This window comes from Nocardia anocheti, assembly GCF_029675105.1.
In the GTDB taxonomy this organism is placed as follows: Bacteria; Actinomycetota; Actinomycetes; order Mycobacteriales; family Mycobacteriaceae; genus Nocardia.
On record NZ_JAQQFV010000005.1, the window covers coordinates 41,555 to 62,049 of the forward strand.

The 20,495-nt window shown below is 69.8% G+C and carries 20 protein-coding genes; 10 read left to right on the top strand and 10 right to left on the bottom strand.

The window, feature by feature from the left end; translation table 11 throughout:
- Positions 1–17: 17 nt before the first annotated feature.
- Positions 18–503: a MarR family winged helix-turn-helix transcriptional regulator gene (locus tag QC180_RS14155; RefSeq protein WP_278263194.1), complete on the bottom strand. Its 486-nt coding sequence runs from the start codon at positions 501–503 to the stop codon at positions 18–20.
- 67 nt (positions 504–570) lie between these two features.
- Between QC180_RS14155 and QC180_RS14160 the strand changes: the two genes are divergently transcribed.
- The gene (locus QC180_RS14160; RefSeq protein WP_474646462.1) at positions 571–2,001 is read left to right on the top strand and encodes an MFS transporter; all 1,431 of its coding nucleotides are present in this window, start codon (positions 571–573) and stop codon (positions 1,999–2,001) included.
- Here the strand turns inward: QC180_RS14160 and QC180_RS14165 are convergent.
- Both QC180_RS14165 and QC180_RS14170 read right to left on the bottom strand, forming a co-directional pair.
- A complete protein-coding gene (locus QC180_RS14165; RefSeq protein ID WP_278263195.1) occupies positions 1,998–2,738 on the bottom strand; it encodes a helix-turn-helix domain-containing protein in 741 nt (246 codons plus the stop codon). The two genes, QC180_RS14160 and QC180_RS14165, sit on opposite strands and share 4 nt — an antisense overlap.
- Positions 2,735–3,487 carry a helix-turn-helix domain-containing protein gene (locus QC180_RS14170; protein ID WP_278263196.1) on the bottom strand — a complete coding sequence of 251 codons (753 nt, stop codon included), beginning with the start codon at positions 3,485–3,487 and terminating at the stop codon, positions 2,735–2,737. Before QC180_RS14170 ends, QC180_RS14165 begins: the two co-directional genes overlap by 4 nt.
- Positions 3,488–3,908: 421 nt before the next feature.
- Between QC180_RS14170 and QC180_RS14175 the strand changes: the two genes are divergently transcribed.
- The 3 genes from QC180_RS14175 (at position 3,909) to QC180_RS14185 (ending at position 6,615) form a co-directional block, all read left to right on the top strand.
- Positions 3,909–4,493 (top strand): CHAP domain-containing protein, encoded by a 585-nt coding sequence (locus tag QC180_RS14175; RefSeq protein WP_278263197.1) that lies wholly within the window; start codon positions 3,909–3,911, stop codon positions 4,491–4,493.
- Positions 4,494–4,642: 149 nt separating this feature from the next.
- Complete coding sequence (locus QC180_RS14180) at positions 4,643–5,800, top strand: hypothetical protein (RefSeq protein ID WP_278263198.1); 1,158 nt, start codon at positions 4,643–4,645, stop codon at positions 5,798–5,800.
- Between the two features lie 104 nt (positions 5,801–5,904).
- Complete coding sequence (locus QC180_RS14185; protein WP_278263199.1) at positions 5,905–6,615, top strand: DUF1906 domain-containing protein; 711 nt, start codon at positions 5,905–5,907, stop codon at positions 6,613–6,615.
- A 4-nt stretch (positions 6,616–6,619) separates the two neighbouring features.
- Here the strand turns inward: QC180_RS14185 and QC180_RS14190 are convergent, their stop codons facing one another.
- Together QC180_RS14190 and QC180_RS14195 are read right to left on the bottom strand one after the other, a co-directional pair.
- Positions 6,620–6,979, bottom strand: coding sequence for a hypothetical protein (locus QC180_RS14190; RefSeq protein WP_278263200.1), 360 nt, complete (start codon positions 6,977–6,979; stop codon positions 6,620–6,622).
- A 103-nt stretch (positions 6,980–7,082) separates the two neighbouring features.
- On the bottom strand, positions 7,083–7,802 hold the full coding sequence (locus QC180_RS14195) for an Rv1157c family protein (protein ID WP_278263201.1): 720 nt from the start codon (positions 7,800–7,802) through the stop codon (positions 7,083–7,085).
- 335 nt (positions 7,803–8,137) lie between these two features.
- Between QC180_RS14195 and QC180_RS14200 the strand changes: the two genes are divergently transcribed.
- Positions 8,138–9,370 (top strand): mannosyltransferase, encoded by a 1,233-nt coding sequence (locus QC180_RS14200; RefSeq protein WP_278263202.1) that lies wholly within the window; start codon positions 8,138–8,140, stop codon positions 9,368–9,370.
- On the opposite strand, the gene QC180_RS14205 is transcribed toward QC180_RS14200, so the two are convergent.
- Together QC180_RS14205 and QC180_RS14210 are read right to left on the bottom strand one after the other, a co-directional pair.
- Positions 9,371–9,667 carry a 4a-hydroxytetrahydrobiopterin dehydratase gene (locus QC180_RS14205; RefSeq protein ID WP_278263203.1) on the bottom strand — a complete coding sequence of 99 codons (297 nt, stop codon included), beginning with the start codon at positions 9,665–9,667 and terminating at the stop codon, positions 9,371–9,373.
- 53 nt (positions 9,668–9,720) lie between these two features.
- Positions 9,721–9,897 (bottom strand): hypothetical protein, encoded by a 177-nt coding sequence (locus QC180_RS14210; RefSeq protein WP_278263204.1) that lies wholly within the window; start codon positions 9,895–9,897, stop codon positions 9,721–9,723.
- Positions 9,898–10,022: 125 nt separating this feature from the next.
- On the opposite strand from QC180_RS14210, the gene typA reads away from it, so the two are divergent.
- From typA to QC180_RS14230, 4 genes are all read left to right on the top strand, one after another.
- Positions 10,023–11,927: a translational GTPase TypA gene (gene typA / locus QC180_RS14215; protein WP_278263205.1), complete on the top strand. Its 1,905-nt coding sequence runs from the start codon at positions 10,023–10,025 to the stop codon at positions 11,925–11,927.
- A 153-nt stretch (positions 11,928–12,080) separates the two neighbouring features.
- Positions 12,081–13,799 (top strand): ABC transporter family substrate-binding protein, encoded by a 1,719-nt coding sequence (locus tag QC180_RS14220; RefSeq protein ID WP_278263650.1) that lies wholly within the window; start codon positions 12,081–12,083, stop codon positions 13,797–13,799.
- Entirely contained in the window at positions 13,796–14,689 is an 894-nt protein-coding gene (gene mshB / locus QC180_RS14225; RefSeq protein ID WP_278263206.1) for an N-acetyl-1-D-myo-inositol-2-amino-2-deoxy-alpha-D-glucopyranoside deacetylase, read from the top strand. The genes QC180_RS14220 and mshB overlap by 4 nt, the downstream gene beginning before the upstream one ends.
- A 75-nt stretch (positions 14,690–14,764) precedes the next feature.
- A complete protein-coding gene (locus tag QC180_RS14230; protein WP_278263207.1) occupies positions 14,765–15,181 on the top strand; it encodes a hypothetical protein in 417 nt (138 codons plus the stop codon).
- On the opposite strand, the gene QC180_RS14235 is transcribed toward QC180_RS14230, so the two are convergent.
- The 3 genes from QC180_RS14235 to QC180_RS14245 all read right to left on the bottom strand — a co-directional run bounded on the left by QC180_RS14235 (position 15,178) and on the right by QC180_RS14245 (position 17,718).
- On the bottom strand, positions 15,178–15,525 hold the full coding sequence (locus tag QC180_RS14235) for a DUF1622 domain-containing protein (RefSeq protein WP_278263208.1): 348 nt from the start codon (positions 15,523–15,525) through the stop codon (positions 15,178–15,180). The genes QC180_RS14230 and QC180_RS14235 overlap by 4 nt on opposite strands.
- Positions 15,526–15,619: 94 nt before the next feature.
- Positions 15,620–17,221, bottom strand: a complete 1,602-nt coding sequence (locus QC180_RS14240) for a PH domain-containing protein (protein ID WP_278263209.1) — start codon at positions 17,219–17,221, stop codon at positions 15,620–15,622.
- Positions 17,218–17,718 carry a PH domain-containing protein gene (locus tag QC180_RS14245; RefSeq protein ID WP_278263210.1) on the bottom strand — a complete coding sequence of 167 codons (501 nt, stop codon included), beginning with the start codon at positions 17,716–17,718 and terminating at the stop codon, positions 17,218–17,220. The genes QC180_RS14240 and QC180_RS14245 overlap by 4 nt, the downstream gene beginning before the upstream one ends.
- A gap of 148 nt (positions 17,719–17,866) precedes the next feature.
- On the opposite strand from QC180_RS14245, the gene QC180_RS14250 reads away from it, so the two are divergent.
- On the top strand, positions 17,867–20,467 hold the full coding sequence (locus QC180_RS14250; RefSeq protein WP_278263211.1) for a bifunctional FO biosynthesis protein CofGH: 2,601 nt from the start codon (positions 17,867–17,869) through the stop codon (positions 20,465–20,467).
- Positions 20,468–20,495 lie beyond the last annotated feature (28 nt).

Genomic DNA, 20,495 nt, shown 5'->3' on the forward strand with positions numbered 1-20,495 from the left:
CGCGGCAGCCTAGCGCGCTAGCCGTCGGTGTGCGGCGGTCTCGGCCACGGGTTGCGCTCGATCTGTTCGACCGAGCGATTGAACTTGCGCATCAGCCTGCTCAGTTCGCTGATGTCGGCGGCGTCCCAGTCGGCGACGACGATGCCGATCCCGTCGGCGCGATGCTTGCGGTCGGCGGCCAGCGCGGCCCTGCCCTCGGCGGTCGCGCGGATCTTGCGGGCCAGCCCGCCCTCGGGGTCGGGCACCCGTTCCACCAGCTCCTGTTTGAGCATCGCGCCCACCTGCCGGTTGATGGTGGAGATGTCGAGCTGGAAAGCCTCCGACAACTCCTTGAGGCTGAGCGGTTCGCCCAGGTCGAGGCGGGTGAGGATGAGGAATGCCGAGCGGTCGAGCTGGAAGCCGGGGCGGCGCCGCGAGGTCGTCGGGAAGTGCCGGGAGATCAGGTTCAGCTCGAAAACCAGGCGGGCGAACGGGGTGTCGTCGGCGGGGCCGGAATCGGACATGTGCCCACTATGTCGCGTGATTCACCCGAAACCAAATTGTGTAGTATGCACATGCTGTGTACGGTGCATATTCGTGTCCGTAACTACCGCCGACGTCTCCTCGGCCACCCCCGAAACTCGCCGGATCACCCCGGCGGTGCTCATCGCGGTGCTCAGCACGGTCGGCGTCGTCGTGTCGCTGATGCAGACGCTGGTCATCCCGATCATCCCCTCGCTGCCCACCCTGCTGAGCACCTCGGCGTCCAACGCCTCCTGGGTGATCACCGCGACGCTGCTGGCGGGCGCGGTCTCCACGCCGATCTCCGGCAAGCTCGGCGACATGTTCGGCAAGCGCCTGGTGCTGGTGGTGAACCTCGGGTTCATGATCGTCGGCTCGGTGGTCTGCGCGAGCTTCTCCTCGCTGGTGCCCGAGATCGTCGGCCGGTCGCTGCAGGGCGCGGCGGTGGGCGCGATCCCGCTGGGTATCAGCATCATGCGCGACGAACTGCCCCCGGCCAAGGTCGGCGGCGCGATGGCGGTGATGAGCGCGACGCTCGGTGTCGGCGGTGCCATCGGCCTGCCCTTCGCCGCGGTGATCGCGCAGAACGCCGACTGGCACATGCTCTTCTGGACCGCGGCGGGTCTTGGCATCGTCTGCGCGGTGCTGGTGTTCGTGTTCGTGCCCGAATCGCCGGTGCGCACGCCCGCCAAGTTCGATTTCGGTGGGGCGCTGGGTCTGTCGATCGCGCTGCTGACGCTGCTGATCGCCATCACCAAGGGCGCGGACTGGGGCTGGGCCAGCGCTTCGATCCTGGGTCTGTTCGCGGCGTCGCTGGTGAGCTTCCTGCTCTGGGGTTTCTACGAACTGCGCCAGAGCGCGCCGCTGGTCGACCTGCGGGTCTCGGCGCGTCCGCGCGTGCTGTTCACCAATATGGCCTCGATCGCCGTCGGCTTCGCGCTCTACGGCATGTCGCTGACCTTCCCACAGCTGCTCATGGCCCCCGAGGCGACCGGTTACGGCTTCGGGCTGTCGATGGTGGTCGCGGGTCTGGCGATGGCGCCGACCGGGCTGGTCATGATGCTGCTCTCGCCGGTCTCGGCGCGGCTGTCGGCCGCGAAGGGGCCCAAGCTCACCCTGGCGCTGGGCTCGGCCGTGATCGGTATCGGGTACCTGTGCGCGGTGCTGATGATGGACAGCGTCTGGCAGATCATGCTGGCCTCGGTGATCGTCGCCGGTGGTGTGGGCTTGGCCTACGCGGCCATGCCCGCGCTGATCATGGGCGCGGTGCCGATCACCGAGACCGCGGCGGCCAACGGCCTGAACTCGCTGATGCGCTCGATCGGCACCTCGACCTCGGCCGCGGTGATGGGCGTGGTGCTCGCGCACATGACCATGCAGCTCGGCCCGCACGTGCTGCCGTCTCGCGAGGGCTTCCACACCGCGTTCTTCATCGCGATGGCCGGTGCGGTGGTCGCGATCGCGCTCACCGCCTGCATCCCGATGCGCAAGGCCGACTAGCGCGGGTCCGGCACCGGGGAGAACACCACCAGCGCCCATTCCCGGCGCGGAATGGTGTAGTCGAGGACGTGCATGGTCATGGTGACCGACTCGCCCGTCTCCGGATGCCGGACGCGCTGCACCGGACGGTCCAGATGGGTGGGCGCGTCCGGTTCGGTCGTCCAGAACTCGGTCCACTCCTCGGCCTGGGAGCAGGTCGCGACCAATTCGTCGATCCGGCGCTGCGGCACCACACCCGGGCTCATCACCCGGAACCCGTAGACGCACAGGTGCACCTGCTTGTGCCAGTCCAGCATCGCCACCCGCGACCGGGGGTCGAGCATCATCCACTCGAGCAGGGTGGTGCCCGCGTGCAGGCCGGGGAAGTGCCGCTCCCAGGCCGCGTTGGCGGCCACGATGTCGAAGGACGAGTACACCTGCAGGCTGGCCGGGTAGGGCAGGGAGTTCAGCAGGTCCAGGTCGGCGGCGGGCACGGTGCCGGTGTCGGGCACCGAACTGTCGTAGCGGTCGGCGTAGGACAGCGACACCAGGTGGTCGCGGAACAGGTCGGGCACCTCGAGCACGTCGAACAGGGCGTTGAGCGTCTCCACGGTGGGGGTGCGGGTGCCCTGTTCGATCTTCTGGATGAGCGCGGGGGAGATGCCCGCGGCGGCGCTGAGCGCGGTGCGGGTCAGCCCCGCCGACTCGCGGCGCTCGCGCAGGTAGCGCGCGATCGAGGCGTGCGGGTCGTCCTTCACATGTCACTCCTTCTCCGCGCGGCGTGCGGCGCCACGGTGACCAGCGACCAGGGTCGGCGCGGCAAGGTGAACTCCAGATTGTGCAGGGCCGAGCGCGTCGGCTCGCCGGTCTCGGGGTGGCGCAGCAGCAACTCCGGAGCGTCGGCGTTGTCGGGGATGTCCGGGGCCGTCGTCCACAGTCGGGTCCACACGGCGGCGCGCGAGCACGAGTCGACGATGGCGTCGATGCGTTTCTGCGGCACCACGCCGGGCGCGGTCACCCGGAAGCTGTAGACGAACAGGTGGATCTGGCGCTCCCAGTCCAGCACCACTTCCGGAGCCGCCGGGTCCAGCAACATCCACTCCAGCAGCGTCGTTCCCGCCACCATGCCGGGGAACTGCCGGTCCCAGCCGGGATTGGTGGCCAGGATGTCGGAGGTGGGATACACCAGCAGGCAGGCGGGCTGGGTGAGGTTGTCCAACAGGGTGAGATCCGCCTCGGGGACCTCCGGTGCGAGGGCCGGGGCGGGCGCGTCGTAGCGCGGGGACAGCGACAGCGACACCAGGTGCTCGCGGAACAGATCGGGCACGTCGAGTGCCTCGAACAGCGAGGTCAGCGCCTCGAGCGTGGGGACGCGGGTGCCCTGCTCGATCTTCTGCACGAGCGCGGGGGAGATCCCGGCGCGGGCGCCGAGCGCGGCTCTGGTCAGGCCCGCCGACTCCCGGCGTTCGCGCAGGAATCGCGCCACCGGTGCGTGCGGGTCTTCCACGCCACGTTCCTCCGCTGCGTCGATGGGACAAATTGGGACAGTCGTCTAGCTTGACCGACAGTAAAGCGTTCGCAAAAATTCTCACAGCCGGGCGGGACACCGCACGGCTACCAGTCCAGCATCATCGGGCGCCGCGCGTCGGCGTCCACGCTGGTCCGGTCAGTGTGTTCCGGAGCGGTACGTGTTCGAAACCACGTCCGCGCCCCCGTGCGCGGATGTCGCCGGAGGGGATGGCACGCACGCTTGCTGCGCGCCGAGAGCGCGGTTTGTCGAGCCGACGCCCGGGTGGCGCAGGGGTCCACCCGGTGGTCGTGCTCCCGCCCGGCCCGCTCCGGAGCACACCGACCGGTTTCCCTCAGGGGGAACCCACGGCGCCTCCGGTTCGTCTTAGAGTGCACAGGCACAACGAAAGCGGGGGGCGATGACGCAACTTCAGACCGAACCCACCGGCCGCGTCGGCCGCTGGATGCTCGGTATCTCCGGACTGCTGGCGGCCACGGCCGTGATCGTCGGCGGACTGGTGTGGTGGCAGCACGACTGGGGCGAGCCGTTCCCGTCGCTGGACACCGAACACCTCGACGATCAGCAGATCGCGCTGGTGGAGGTGCTGCGGCGCGAATACGAGCAGCCCGGTGACGGCCGCAAATACGCCGAGGGCGTCGAGGAGGCGTGGTGCGCCGACTTCGTCAGCTGGACCATGCGCGAGGCGGGCAGGCCGCTGGCCAACCCGAACTCCGGGGCCTGGCGCATCCCGGGCGTCTACACGCTGCAGGAGTACTACCAGCAGGTCGGCCGGTTCACCCGTAACGACGTCGGCTACCGGCCGCGCACCGGTGACGTGGTGCTCTACGGCCCGGACAGTCCCTTGGGTCAGCACACCAACATCGTGCTGGAGTCCGACGGCGAGACCATCACCACCATCGGTGGCAACGAACTGGGCGGTATTCGGGTCCGCACCATCACCCTGGCCGAAACCAACGATCTGGTCGGCTATGGACGTTTCTGAAATCGATTGTCGCTCAAGACAACTGCTGTGAACCTGGACGGCGGTGCCACGCGGGTGCCCGTACCATGGACAGTGCGGCGCCCGGCAGCGCCGCCGATGGCTCCTCCGTCCTGCTTCCCCCTCATCGGCAGGACGGAGGAGTTGTTACGGTGTCGGATGTGCATGCGCAGGTGACCGATGAGGCCCGTCGAGACCCGACGTGGATCGATTACGCCGATTTCGGCGAGCGCTTCGTCACCTACGCGGTGACCGAGGACCGCATCGCCGCCGCCGTGGCCGGGATGACCGGGCGCGGGGTGCAGATCGGCCCGTTCTCGCTGGGTCCGGCCGGGCTGGCCGGGTTCGCCGCCGAGGGCACGCTGGGCACCCCGGTGGTCACCCGCACACCCGGTGACGCGCTCAGCTTCGGCGTGAAGATCCCGCTGACCTTGGCCGTCAACCTGGTGCTGGGCGGCCGCAAACTGGGCCTGGCCGCCGTGGTCGAGATCGGCCTGACCCTGCACGCCCGCACCGCTGCGCCCCTGCTGGTGGTGATCGACGTGGCCCCGGTGACCGCGCGGGACGTGAGCTTCACCCTGCGCGCCGAAGCCGTCGACAGTGCCTGGGAGATGCTGCTCGACCCCATCGCGGGCCTGGTCCAGCGCGAGGTCGCGGGCCGGGTGAACGCCATCGTCGGTGACCCGAAGGTGCGCTCCGAGCGCGTCTTCGACATCGAGGCCATCCTCGACGGCTACCGCTCGCCGCACCGCAACGACACCGTCTTCGAGTGGATCGACTACCGCGAGTTCGGCCTGCGCTTCTTCACCACCATCGTCACCCGCGAGCGCGTGCACGGCGTGGTCGGCCAGATGGCGGGCAGCCCGATCGAGGTCGGCCCGCTCTCGGAGGGCCCCCGTGGCGCCGCCACGGTGACGGTGCGCGGCGCGATCGAGGAGCCACGCGTGCTCGACCGAGGCACCGGCGCACCCGGTGACCTGCGCGTCTTCGACATGGTGCTGCCGGTGGGCCTCGACATCACAGTCGACGTGCTCAAGGCCAACCACTACCGCGCCGACCTGCGGATTCCGCTGGTCCTCACGGCCAGGGCCGCCGAGCCGCTACAGATCGTCATCGATGTGCCGCCGCCCGCGGTCGAGGACATCTCGATGGAGTTCCGGGCCAAGGGTTTGCGCGCGGCAACGCTGGCGCGCCTCGCCGGGATCAAGAAGCAGATCATCTCCCAGGTCGTCGCGGTGGTGAGTACCGAGCTGGCCGATCCGAGCGGCCGGACCATCGACGTGGGCGCGGCGATCGACGGCGCCACCTGACACCCGTGTGACTCGTGGGGTGAATGTGGCCGTTGGTTCTGGCGGTTCCCCTGTGGTTGTGGTGCAATGAGGCGACGTTCGAGGCTGCGTGAAGGAGTCCTGCGATGCGTTCCACCTCTGTGAATCGGCGGGAGTTCTTCGGATTCGCCGCCGCCGCGGCCACCGTGGGGATGGGCCTGGCCGCCGCCCCCGCCGCCGCCCGGTCCTTCGGCACCATGGTCGACTACGCGGCGGGCGTGCCCTCGGCCTCGGCCATCCGCGCCGCCGGACACATCGGCGTGATCCGCTACGTCTCCGATCGCAGGCCCGGCGCCGAGTGGATGGAAGGCAAGCCGCTGCGGGCCGCCGAGGTGGAGGATTTGTGGTCGGAGGGCCTGTCGATCGTGTCGAACTACCAGTTCGGCAAGGGCCCCACCGCCGACTGGCGCGGCGGCCGCGAGGCGGGCAAACGCCACGCCGAGCGCGGCTGGCAGCTGCACAGTGCCGCAGGCGGCCCCGATTCCGCCCCGATCTACGCCTCGATCGACGACAACCCCGACGAGGACGAGTTCGACGAGATGATCGCCCCCTACATCGAGGGCTGGGAATCGGTCCTCGGCCACGACCTCGTCGGCATCTACGCCAACACCCCCACCATCGACCGCGCCCTGGACGCGGGCCTGTCTTCCTGGTTCTGGCAGCACAATTGGGGCACCCCGCGCGGCTACGTGCACCCGCGAGCACAACTGCACCAGTTCGAGATCGACAAGCGCAGCATCGACGGCGTCGGCGTCGATCTGAACCGGGTACTGGCCTCCGACTACGGCCAGTGGTGAACCACTAGGTCTGACTGTGCCGCGTCGGCGCGAGCCGCAACTCGGGCTCGTCGTCGGGCACCACACGCAGCGCGGCCCGGTTCTCGGGCGCCGAATGCACCCCGAGCCACGACAGCAGCGACCACCGCGACAGCCCCGAGAACGCCGACCCCAAACTCACGAACGAGCCCGACGAGATCACCGACCCGAACGACCCCACCGACCCGACCGAGAGCACCGACCCGACACTGCCGATCGAGAGCACCGAATACGCCGACCCGATCGACAGAATCGACCCCTCGGACCGCCACGACAGAATGGACCGGTGCGATCTCCTGCTCCGGATCGACCGGAGATCCTGGACAGAGCTCTGGTTGGTCGCCATCGTCTCGGTCTACCACATACCCCGCGCCACCGGAACACCCCGGAAACGACCGAACCCGGTCCGTTCGATGGGAACGGGACCGGGTTCGGTGAGTTCTCTACTCCTAGACGGTGAAGAAGCCCAGGGTCGGCATGAAGGAGCAGGTGCGGGGGGCGGCGCCTTCGGCGGCGGTGGTGAGGGAGCCGGAGACGACGGCGACGACCCGGCCGTGGCCGGTGTTCGCGATGGCCGAGAGGGTGGCGGGGCCGCCGGGGTTGATCTTGGCCTCGTCGGTCAACGTCTGCACGGCCGACTGGCGGGTGTCGAGGTTGAGCCACTGGACCGTCATGGGCGGGTTCTGTTCGGCGGTCGGCGCCTTGGTGCCGAGCGCGGTGAACACGAAACCGGCCTGACCGGCGGCGGGGCCGGGCGGGGGCAGCTGGGCCGGACCGGCGACCGCGAGCGCGGTGCCGACCGAGTCGGCGCCGTCGCCGATGCAGCCCTTGCCGATGGTCGGGTAGAGGAACTGGGCGATGACCGGCCCGTCTTCGGGGATCTCGGGGCCGCCGCCACCGCTGCCGTCGAGGAAGGTGATGATCCGCTCGAGGGTGGACTTGATGGCGGGCGGGAGGTTCAGCGTGGCCAGCAGGGTGCGCGCCTGGTCGAGCAGCGCGGTCTGCGGGTTCGCGACGTCGGCCGGGCCCGCGATGAGACCGGCGACGGCGGGGGCGAAGGCGGCGAGCGCGTCGACGGGGACGCCCTCTGGCACCATCGGGACGCTGATCGGCGCCGCCTGCGGGGCGGGCGCGGGAGCGGCGATGGTCGACGCCGGTGCGGCGAGCATGGCGCTGGCCGCGATGGCGAAAGCGGTCGTTGCGATCCGCGATCCTCGGCTACGAAGCACTGGTCCAGCCGTCCTTACCTCGGTGTTGCGATGGTGACGAGGAGTCGAACCCGTCTGTGTCGGGGTCACTCTAGGGACAACGCCGCTGTGTTGTACAGCCGCCCGGCCCGATGTCGTGTCCGGACCCGAAACCGTGTTCATCGACGCTAACCCCGGTGCGTGTTACAGATGGGGATGTTGATGCAACTGTTACCGATGGTGTCGAGGGGTGTGCGGGTGGCTGGTCAACCCGTGCGCGTAGGCGCGCGCACGAGCCCGGTTAAGGTTGTCTCACCATGGCATCGAACAGACATCTCCGATGGGCGCTCGTGCTGCTCGGACTGTCCGTGCTGGCCCGCCTGGGCTGGATGCTGTTCGCGCCGAACGGCCTCAACGTCGTCGACCTGCACGTCTACGTGGACGGCTCGGCCTCGCTGCTCACCGATCGGCTCTACGACTTCACCTATTCGGAGGTGACGCCGGACTTCCCGCTGCCGTTCACCTATCCGCCCTTCGCGGCGCTGGTCTTCTTCCCGCTGCACTATCTGCCGTTCACGCTGGTGGCGGTCGGTTGGATGCTGGCGACGGTGGCCGCGCTCTACGGCGTGATCCGGATCAGCCTGGAACTGCTGGTCGGTGCCGAGCGCGCCCGGCAGACCCGGTGGATCACCCTCGCGGTGGGCTGGACGGCGCTGGGTGTGTGGCTCGAGCCGGTGCGCACGACCATCGACTACGGCCAGGTCAATGTGTTCCTGGTGTTCGGCGCGATGCTGGCGGTGCGCAGCGCGCGGTGGTGGATCTCGGGCACGCTGGTCGGCGTGATCGCGGGCATCAAGCTGACCCCGGCGATCACCGGCCTCTACTTCGTGGCCCGGCGCCGCTGGGCGACGGTGCTGTGGTCGGCGGCGGCCTTCGGGCTGACCGTCGCGGTGAGCTTCCTGATCAACGCGCACGAGGCGCGGCGCTACTTCGGCACCCTGCTCGGTGACGCCGACCGGATCGGGCCGGTGGGCTCGGTGTGGAACCAGTCGCTGCGCGGGACCATCAGCCGGATCCTGGGCCACGATGTGGAATCCGGGCCGTGGTGGATCGCGGCGGTGCTGCTCACCGCGGTGCTCGCGCTGCTGGCCTGGCGCACCCTCGGCCCCGACGACCGGCTCGGCACGCTGGTGCTGGTGCAACTGTTCGGGCTGATGATCTCGCCGATCTCCTGGTCGCACCACTGGGTGTGGTTGATTCCCACCTCGCTGTGGCTGCTCTACGGGCCGCTGCGCGAGCAGCGGATGGCGCGGATCATCGCCGGGTTCTGGGTGCTGACGATGCTGGTCGGCGTGCCGTGGGTGCTCTCCTTCGCGCAGCCGACCATCTGGACCATCCCGCGGCCGTGGCCGCTGGCCTGGCTGGGCGCGGTCGACGCGATCGGGGTGTTCGTGCTGCTGGGCTGGCTGATCTGGCACGGGCGCGACACCCTGCGCGCGCAGGTGCGCTCGCTCGGCCGCGAGCCGGTCGAGGTGGCGGCGAACCGCTAGTCAGCCGACGATCTCGTCGATGCTGTGCGCCAGCGCCGTGTCCTTCGCGGTGATCCCGCCCGCCGAATGCGTGCTGAGCGTGAAACGCAGCGTGCGCCAGCGGATATCGATATCGGGATGGTGATCGGCCGCCTCGGCCGCCGCCGCGATCCTGCGCACGAACTCGATGCCCGCCAGGAAACTCGGCGCGTCGACCGTGCGGGTGAGCGTGTCGCCCTCGTGGGACCACTCCGGCAGGGTGGCCAGGGCGATGGTGATCTCGGGGTCGCTGAGCAGTGCCGGTTTCGGAGTACCCATGTCCGCAGTTCTACGCCTGTTCCGGGCATGGCGCATCGCCCGTCGTCACAGGGTCAGGCGGCACGCGCTTTCTTCAGCGCTTTTTTGAGATCTTTGCCGCATATTCCGGCGGCCTCGGCCTTCTTCATCCGCATGATGACGACGGGACACTTGAAGCAGCGCGTCTTCTTTCTGCAGCACTTCTTCTTCGGTTTCAGGCTCGACACCTTCTTGGCCTTCACCTTGCCCATGGGGGTTAGCCTAGCCTCAGTACAAAGCCTGACACGTGTGGGCCACCGGGGTACCGGTAGGGTGTAACAGGCCGCGATGCCAGTTGAATGCGCGCCAATACACCAACATGCAGGAGGATTGAGGCGTGTCGTCTACACGCGATTTTCGCAACGTCGCCATCGTGGCCCACGTCGACCACGGCAAGACGACGCTGGTCGACGCCATGCTTCGTCAGTCGGGCGCGTTCGCTGAGCGAGCCGAGCTGGTCGATCGGGTCATGGACTCCGGTGACCTCGAGCGCGAGAAGGGCATCACCATTCTCGCCAAGAACACCGCGGTGCACCGGCACCACCCCGACGGTTCCGTCACCGTCATCAATGTGATCGACACCCCCGGCCACGCCGACTTCGGTGGCGAGGTCGAGCGCGGCCTGTCCATGGTCGACGGCGTGGTGCTGCTCGTCGACGCGTCCGAGGGCCCGCTGCCGCAGACCCGCTTCGTGCTGCGCAAGGCGCTCTCGGCCAAGCTGCCGGTGATCCTGGTCGTCAACAAGACCGACCGTCCCGACGCCCGGATCGAGGAGGTCGTCGAGGAGTCGCACGACCTGCTGCTCGACCTGGCCTCCGACCTCGACGACGAGGCCGCCGAAGCCGCCGAACTGGCGCTGGACCTGCCGGTCCTCTACGCCTCCGGCCGTGAGGGCAAGGCCTCCAAGGAGCGTCCGGAGAACGGTCAGGCGCCCGACGCGGAGAACCTCGACGCGCTGTTCGACGTGCTGCTCAACAACATCCCGGCGCCCAAGGGCAACGCCGACGCGCCGCTGCAGGCCCACGTCACCAACCTCGACGCCTCGGCCTTCCTCGGCCGTCTCGCCCTGGTCCGCGTGCACAACGGCGAGCTGCGCAAGGGCCAGAACGTCACCTGGATCAACGCCGACGGCGCCAAGCAGGTCAAGATCACCGAGCTGCTGCAGACCATCGGTGTCGAGCGTCAGCCGGGCGAGGTCGCCGTTGCCGGTGACATCGTCGCCATCGCCGGTATCCCCGACATCATGATCGGCGACACCCTCGCCGACATCGACAACCCGGTGGCGCTGCCGCGCATCTCCGTCGACGAGCCCGCCATCTCGGTGGTCATCGGCACCAACACCTCGCCGCTGGTCGGCCGGGTGCAGGGGCACAAGCTCACCGCCCGCATGGTGAAGTCGCGCCTGGACCAGGAACTGATCGGCAACGTGTCGCTGCGCGTGCTCGACATCGGCCGCCCGGACGCCTGGGAGGTGCAGGGCCGCGGTGAGCTGGCGCTGGCCATCCTGGTCGAGCAGATGCGCCGCGAGGGCTTCGAGCTCACCGTCGGCAAGCCGCAGGTGGTCACCAAGCAGGTCGACGGCAAGGTGCACGAGCCGTTCGAAGAGCTGACCATCGACTGCCCCGACGAGTACCTGGGCGCGATCACCCAGCTGCTGGCCGCCCGCAAGGGCAAGATGGTGCAGATGAGCAACCATGCCGCCGGGTGGGTGCGCATGGAGTTCATCGTCCCCTCGCGTGGCCTGATCGGCTTCCGCACGGTGTTCCTCACCGAGACCCGCGGCACCGGCATCGCCAACGCCGTCTCCCACGGTTACGCGCCGTGGGCCGGTGAGATCCGCGCCCGCCACACCGGTTCGCTGGTGTCGGACCGCGCGGGCACGGTCACCCCGTTCGCCATGATCCAGCTGGCCGACCGCGGCCAGTTCTTCGTGGAGCCGGGCGCCGACACCTACGAGGGCATGGTCGTGGGCATCAACCCGCGCGCCGAGGATCTCGACATCAACGTCACCCGCGAGAAGAAGCTGACCAACATGCGCAGCGCGACCGCCGACGTGATGGAGACCCTGGCCAAGCCGCTCACCCTGGATCTCGAGCTGGCGATGGAGTTCTGCGCCGGTGACGAGTGTGTGGAGGTCACCCCCGAGGTGGTGCGCGTGCGTAAGGTCGTGCTCGGCGCCAACGAGCGTGCCCGCGATCTGTCCCGCCGCAAGGCGCGCGACCGCGCGGCCGCTGGTTCCTAGTAGTTCGCGAGTCGAGGGGACGGTGCTTCGGTACCGTCCCCTCGTTCGTTTCGGTGGGATGCGCGTGCGTGTCCCCGGACAGATGGGGCAGGTAGAGTGCCGAGCGTGAGTTCGGGGGTCAGACGCGCGAAGTGGCGCGCAGCGTTGGTGGCGATGACCGCGGCGGTGGTCCTCGCCGGTTGCACGGCGAATCCACCACCGCCGATCGAGAGCACCGATTCCCCCAAGACCACCCAGGCCAAGCCGGGCAAGAACACCGTCGTGGTCGCGATCGACGACATCGGCATCGGCTTCAATCCACATCTGCGCTCGGATCAGTCGCCCGCGACCAGCGCGGTGAGCTCGATGGTGCTGCCCAGCCCGTTCCGGCCCGCGCCGAATCCGACCGCGCACAACGAGGTGAACTGGCTGCCCGACGCCTCGCTGATCGAGTCGGCCGACGTGACGGCCCAGGAGCCGTTCACCATCACCTACACCCTGCGCAACCAGGCCAACTGGTCCGACGGCGCGCCGATCGCCGCCGAGGACTTCCGGTTCCTGTGGCAGCAGATGGTCACCCAGCCCGGCGTGGTCGATCCGGCGGGCTACCGGCTGATCACCGACGTGGCGTCCTCGGGCGGTGGCAAGACGGTCACCGTGACGTTGTCGCAGCCCTATCCGGCCTGGCGTGAACTGTTCGCCAACCTGCTGCCCTCGCACCTGGTGAAGGATTCGCCCGGTGGGTTCACCAGTGGTCTGGTGGACCGGATTCCGGTGTCCGGCGGCAACTTCACCATCAAGTCGGTCGACCGGGGTCGCGACGAGATCCTGCTCGAACGCAACGACCGCTTCTGGGGCACTCCGGCCGCGCCGGATCAGATCCTGTTGCGTCGCGGCGGAACTCCCTCGCAGCTGGCCGAATCCTTGCGCACCGGCGACGCGCAGATGGCGCTGGTGCACGGTGGCGTGGCCACCCAGGCGCAGCTTGCCGCGATCCCCTCGGTGCGGACCACGATCATGCCGCAGGCCCGTGAGCTGCAACTCTCGCTCAACGGCCGCTCCGGTGACCTCACCGACACGCGGGTCCGCAAAGCCGTACTCGCCCTGCTGGATCCGGCGCTGCTGGCCACCGTCGGCGCGCAGACCGGCGGCTGGGTGGAACCCGCGCGCGCCCAGGTGCTGCCGCCGTCGAGCCCCGGCTATGTGGCCACCGCGCCGCCCCGGCTCAGCACCGACGACGCCTTCGCCCTGCTGGCCGAGGCCGGGTTCGGGCGCGCCCCGGAGACTCCGCAGACCGGCTCGCCCACCTCGCCCGCCCCGCAGCCGCGTTCGGTGGCCCGCAACGGCAAGGGCCTGTCGATCCGGATCGGTGCCGTCAACGAGGACGCCACCGCCCTCGCCGTCGCCAATACCGCCGCCGACCAGCTGCGCAGCGCCGGAATCGACGCCACCGTGCGCGGGGTGGCCGCCGACGAGCTCTACGGCAAGGCCCTGACCGAGTCGTCGATCGATGCCGTGGTCGGCTGGGAACTGGCCGGTGACGATCCGGCGACCGTGCTGGCCTCGCGCTACGGCTGCCCGCCGCCCGAGCCGCCCAACGCCGAGGGCAAGGTGCTCGCGGCGGCCGAGGCGTATCGCAAGGCGCCCAGCAATATCGGTGGGGTCTGCGATCCCGGCCTGCAACCCGCCATCGACGAGGCGCTGCGCGGGATCGAGGTCGGCCGGACCCTGGCCGAGGCCGAACCGCGCCTGTGGGAGCTGTGGACGGTGCTGCCGATCGTGCAGGACAACGTGGTCGCGGCGGCCGGTCCCCGGGTGGATGGTGTCTCGCTGTCCGGTGCCATCCAGATCGGCGTCTTCGGTGACACAGCGCAATGGCGGAGGCTCCCATGACCGATCAGGCCGCGCAGACCGGTGGGCTGCTGCTGGTGCACGCCCACCCCGACGACGAGACCCTGACCACCGGCGGCACCATCGCGCACTATCGGCGCCGTGGTGTGCCGGTGACCGTGGTGACCTGCACGCTCGGGGAGGAAGGCGAGGTGATCGGCCCGCGCTGGGCGCGGCTGGTCGCGGCCGAGGCCGACCAGCTCGGTGGGTACCGGATCGGTGAACTCGCCGCCGCGCTGGCCGCGCTGGACGCGGGGGAGCCGTGGTTCCTCGGCGGTGCGGGTCGGTGGCGCGATTCGGGCATGGCGGGCACGCCGTCGGCCGAGCATCCGCGCGCCTTCGTGCGCTCCGGGGACGCGGCGGTCGACGAGCTCGTCGCGGTGATCCTGGCGCTGCGCCCGCGCGTGGTGGTCACCTATGACCCGCGCGGCGGCTACGGCCATCCCGACCACATCCGCGCCCACGAGATCACCACCGCCGCGGTGACCGCGGCCGCCGAGCGGGGCTGGGACGTGCCCAAGTTCTACTGGACCGTCACCGATGGGGAACTGCTGCGTCAGCACACCGCCGCGCTGGCCCGGCGCACCGTCGACGCGCTGCCCGGCGCGCTGCCCGCGGGCTGGCGGCTGCCGGTGGAGGCCGAGCTGGCGGCGGTGTCGACCGATACCGCGACCACCCTGGTCGATGTCTCCGAGGTGCTCTCGGCCAAGCGCGCCGCCCTGCGCGCGCACGCCACCCAGGTGAGCGTGGCGCCCAGCGGCCGGGAGTTCGCGCTGTCCAACGACATCGCCATGCCGGTGCTGCCCGTGGAGCACTTCCGGCTGGTGCGGGGAACCCGGGGGCCGGTCGCGGCCGACGGGCTCGAACACGACCTGTTCGCCGGGCTGGAGTGAGCCCGGCGACGGACGCGCGGCGCCGTGCCGATCCGCGCGGCCGGTCGGGCGTCGCGCCCGCATAGACTCGGCCGCATGACCGACCAGCCCGCCGCCGTGTCGCGGCGTCTGCCCTCGCTGCCGGACCCCGTGCTCTCGGGACTGGTCGTCGTGCTGCTGCTGTTCAACGCGCTGCTCACGCTGGTCGTCGAGGTGCTGTTCCTGCCGCTGTACATCGGCTCGGTGCCGGTGCCCATCTCGGCGCTGCTGGCCGCCCCGATCAATGTGGCGCTGGTCTACGGCATGGAGTCGGTGACCGGGCGGCTCGGCTTCACCTTCGCCCCGATCGTGGTGTGGGTCTTCGGTTTCCTGGTCGCCGCCTCGCGCGGCCCCGGCGGTGACATCCTGCTCGGCAGCAACGGCCGCACCCTGCTACTGCTGGCCTGCGGCGTCATCCCGCCGATCGCCTACCTCTACTACCGCTCGAACGCGAACCTGTTCCGCACGGGCTAGGTGCTCGCCTTGCGTTGGTTCCATGGCCACTGGCCGGTGAGTTCCAGTTGCATCGAGTAGCTCAGGAAGGTTCGCACCAGCACGATCAGGGCCAGCACGCCGACGCTGGTGAAACTCGGTGCGACGGCGACGGTTCGGATGATGTCGGCGGCGACCAGGAATTCCAGGCCGAGCAGGATCGCGCGTCCGAGGCCGCGCCGGTAGGTCTCGTAGGCGGGTTCGAAGTCGCCGCGCCAGCTGCGCGCGAACTGTGCCGTGGCGACCAGCGCGCCGATCGCGATGGCGGCCACGCCCGCCCCGTCCAGCGCCTTGCCTGCGGTCTCGATGATCTCGGTGAAGTCCACGAAGCACCCCTTGCGTGAGCGGCCGGGCGAGCTCTTCGCAGCCTACGCCGACCCGCGCGGCCCCGCGCCCGGACACTCGCGGCGTCGCGGGACCTCAGCGGTGGCCGAGCCGTCCGGGCGTGACCTCCTCGATGAGGGCGTAGGCGCGGTCGAGCGGGAGGTCGACGACGAGATAGGCCTTCTTGCCCGCCGCCGTCGCCGCGACGACGGTGGCCAGCCCGGCGCGGCGCTGCCAGAAGGTCTGGCGGACGGTCCAGCCGATGATGCCGGGCGCTTCCAGACAGTCGCGGTTGCGGTCGAGGCTGCCCCGCCGGGTGATGAGCCAGGTGGGGCCGCTGGTGCCGGGCAGCACACGGTGGCCGAGGCCCCGGTACCGGTCTTCGGCCAGGGCCGCCATGACCAGGGCGAACAGCACCGGAAGGGTCCAGCTCCAGCCGGGCAGGTCGCTGCCGTACAGCACGACGAGGAGCATGGCCACGAGCAGGATGCCCACCGGCCAGGCGGCTTTCGTATAGCGACGGCGGCGGGCGGCGGGGCCGTGTCGGTGCAGCTCGATGGTCCCGAGCGTGGCACCGGTGACCGAGCCACCGATGACGTCAGCGTCACCGAGGTCGGCGTCCGCGCGCGGCGGCGCCTCGGAAGACCCCACGCCGACTTCGGCTTTCGTGAGGGTGCCCGGGTGACGACGGGTGCGCAGCAGTTCGTCCAGGGTGCGTTCGACGGCCGTGCGCGGGGCCTGGGGGAGGATCTTCTGCCTCGGGTTCTCCCCGGTCATGATCATTTCCAGCTGCGCGGCGCGGGCGGCCCGCAGCAGCAGCGGTTCGCTGAGCGTGGCGCCGCGGAAACGGGCCAGGTCCAGGGTGATCTGGCGGGTGGTGAACAGGCCGTGGCGCAGGTGCAGGGTGGCGCCGTTGTCGAGGACCCGCAGGCCGAACCAGGTGGCCAGGTACTGCCCGCAGGCGGCCAGGCTCACCAGCGCCACCGTGCCCAGGGTCAGCCCGAGGACGACGATGGTGACGATCGAGACGCTGTCGTCGCCGAGATGCTGCACCGGCGCGGAGTCGGAGACCACATCGATGAGCCCGTACTGGGCGCCCAGGCCCGCGATCGGCGCGACGATGGCCAGGCCGGTCAGCGACAGCGGCGCGTAGCGCACCCAGGCGGCCCGCCAGTGCCCGATCTCGGTGCCGGTCTCGGTGGTGTGGGGTGAAACATGCGGAACCACCGGGGAATCCGGTGACGGCGCGGCTCCGGTGTGGGCGAGCAGTTCCGCGCGCAGCGCCGGGATGCGGCTGGTGTCGAGCGCGTCGAGCTTGAATTCGTCGCCCTTGCCGGTCTGCTTGCCGGTGCCGATCGCCAGCACCGCCAGGCCCAGCATCCGGTGCAGCAGATCGGCTTCCACGTCCACCGAGCGGATGCGCGGCCGTGGCACCGACAGGGTGCGCCGCTGCAGGATGCCGGTGCGCAATTGCACGTGGTCGGCATCGATGCGATAGGAGGTGGTGAACCAGCGGGCCACACCGTAGGCCGCGACCAGCGCCACCGGTCCCAGACTCCACAGCGGATTGCCGCTGGTGGTGCCGACGATCACCGAACCGAGCAGCACCGGGATGTATTTGATGATCTCGGTGACCGGATACACCAGCAGCATCCGGGGATCGAGCCGCTGCCACTCGACCGGGGTCACAGCGGTCATGTCGCGTCGCCGCGGTGCTGGGCGGCGATGGCGGCCAACCGGGTGACGGTCTGTTCGGCGACCGGCAGATCCAGCGCGCCGATCTTCACCGCGCCCGCCGAGGACGCGGTGGTCACCGTGACCGTCGCCAGGCCGAGCAGGCGTTCGAGCGGCCCGCGCTCGGTGTCGACGGTCTGCACCCGCGAGATCGGCGCGACCCGCGATTCCTGATCCACCCATCCCACCCGGGTGTAGACGGCCTCGTCGGTGACCTCCCAGCGGTGCACCGCGTAACGCCACATCGGCACGACCCCCACCGCGAGCACGGCCAGCAGCACCAGCACCAGCGCCGCCAAGCCCTGCAGATTGCGGTGCGCGCTGTCGAGCACCACCCATATGACCAGCACGGCGACCAGCACCACGATGCCGAGGGCGTTCTCCAGCGCCCACAGCAGCTTGGCCTTGGAACTCGGACGCCAGGCCGGTTCGGCCAGAATGGTGGAGCGCGGCAGTGACATGCTGCCCATGGTTCCACGCGGGACCGACGAGTTCACCCGGTCGGGAATACCGACGCGCGTCCGGCGGGTTGTCGTTCGACGGGACCGAACGACGCGCGCCGGTCATGGCCGTGACCAGCAGACCGCACGTTCTGGAAGGAAATAGCGCATGATCGACGGGGTGAGCGATCTTCCGAAGCCGAGCTTCCCGCTGCCGCCACCGACGCCCGCCGCCATGCGCAGGGCGTTGCGCCGGGCTCGCGACGGCGTCACCTTGAACGTGGACGAAGCCACCGTTCTGCTGCACGCCACCGGCGAGGACCTGGCCGATCTGTGCGCCAGCGCCGCGCGGGTGCGTGATGCGGGCCTGGAATCGGCGGGCCGACCGCGCACCATCAGCTACTCGCGCAATGTGTTCATCCCGCTCACCAAGCTGTGTCGGGACAAATGCCACTACTGCACGTTCGTCACCGTGCCGGGCAAGCTGCGCGCCGAGGGCAAGGGCATGTTCCTCGAACCCGACGAGGTGCTCGAGATCGCCCGTCAGGGTGCCGCGCTGGGTTGCAAGGAGGCGCTGTTCACCCTGGGTGACCGCCCGGAGGACCGCTGGCCCGAGGCGGCGCAGTGGCTCGACGAACGCGGCTACGACTCCACCCTGGACTACCTGCGCGCGGTCTCCATCCTCGTGCTGGAGGAGACGGGCCTGCTGCCGCACCTGAACCCCGGGGTGATGAGCTGGGCCGAGATCGCCCGACTCAAGCCGGTCGCGCAGTCCATGGGCATGATGCTCGAGACCACCTCCACCAGGCTGTTCACCGAGAAGGGTGCCTGCCACTACGGCAGCCCCGACAAGGACCCGGCCGTGCGGCTGCGCGCGATCACCGACGCGGGCAGGCTCTCGGTGCCCTACACCACCGGCATCCTGGTGGGCATCGGCGAGAGCCTCACCGAGCGCGCCGAGTCGATCATGGCCATCCGCAAGCAGCATCGCGAGTTCGGGCACATCCAGGAAGTGATCGTGCAGAACTTCCGCGCCAAGGACGACACCGCCATGCGCGATGTCCCCGACGCCGGGGTCGACGAGTTCCTGGCCGCCGTCGCGGTGACGAGATTGCTGCTGGGCCCGGATGTTCCGGTGCAGGCACCGCCGAACCTGGTGTCGCACAGCGATTGTCGCGCGCTCATCGACGCGGGCATCGACGACTGGGGCGGGGTGTCGCCGGTGACGGTCGACCACGTCAACCCCGAGCGGCCCTGGCCGAACCTGGACACGCTGCGCGAGATCACCGAGGCCGCCGGATTCACCCTGGTCGAGCGCACCTCGGCGCATCCGAAGTACGTGCGCGCCGGGCATCCGTGGATCGACCCGCGCATCGGCGCCCACGTCGACGCGCTCACCGACCCGGCCACCGGCCTGGCCCGGCCCGACGCCCTGCCCGTGGGCCTGCCCTGGCAGGAACCCGACGAGTCCTGGGATTCGATCGGCCGCGTCGACCTCAACACCGCCATCGACAGCGAGGGCCGCAAGACCGACAGCCGCAGCGACTCCGGCCTCGGTCAGGAGGTCGTCGGGGCCTTCGGCGACTGGGAGACCATCCGCGAGCACGCCCGCGAACTGGCCGTCACCGCGCCCGAACGCCTCGATTCCGAGGTCATGGCCGCCCTGAACGCGGCCGAGAAGGACCCGGCCGGACTCACCGACGATCAGTACCTGGCCCTGGCCACCGCCGACGGCGTGGCGCTGGATGCCGTTGCGGCACTGGCCGATCAGCTGCGTCGCGAGGTCTCCGGCGACGAGGTCACCTACGTGGTGAACCGCAACATCAACTTCACCAACATCTGCTACACCGGCTGTCGGTTCTGTGCCTTCGCCCAGCGCAAGGGCGACGCCGACGCGTTCACCCTGAGCACCGACGAGGTCGCCGACCGCGCCTGGGAGGCGCACGTCGACGGGGCCACCGAGATCTGCATGCAGGGCGGCATCGACCCCGAACTGCCGGTCACCGGTTACGCCGACCTGGTGCGCGCCATCAAGGCCAAGGTGCCCTCGATGCACGTGCACGCGTTCAGTCCGATGGAGATCGTCAACGGGGCCTCGCGCGGTGGGCAGAGCATCCGCGACTGGCTCGCGGCACTGAAAGAGGCTGGCCTCGGCAGCATTCCGGGCACGGCCGCCGAGATCCTCGACGACGAGGTGCGCTGGGTGCTCACCAAGGGCAAGCTGCCCACCTCGGCCTGGATCGAGGTGATCACCACCGCGCACCAGCTGGGCATCCCGTCGAGCTCGACGATGATGTACGGCCACGTCGACAATCCCACGCACTGGGTGGGTCATCTGCGCGTGCTGCGCGGCATCCAGGACGAGACCGGCGGCTTCACCGAGTTCGTCCCGCTGCCGTTCGTGCACCAGAGCGCCCCGCTCTACCTGGCGGGCGCGGCGCGACCGGGCCCGACCAACCGCGACAACCGGGCCGTGCACGCGCTGGCCAGGATCATGCTGCACGGACGCATCCACAACATCCAGACCAGCTGGGTCAAGCTCGGTACCCTCGGTACCCAGGCGATGCTCTCCGGCGGCGCCAACGATCTCGGCGGCACGCTGATGGAGGAGACCATCTCCCGGATGGCGGGCTCGCAGCACGGCTCGGCCAAGACTGTGGCCGAACTCACCGAGATCGCCGCGGGCATCGGACGCCCGGTGCGCGAACGCACCACGACCTACGGATCGGTGGCCGCGAAACCGGTGCCGTTGACGCTGTCGATCGGGTGAGAAAAACGTCGAGTTAGGGCAGGCTGAC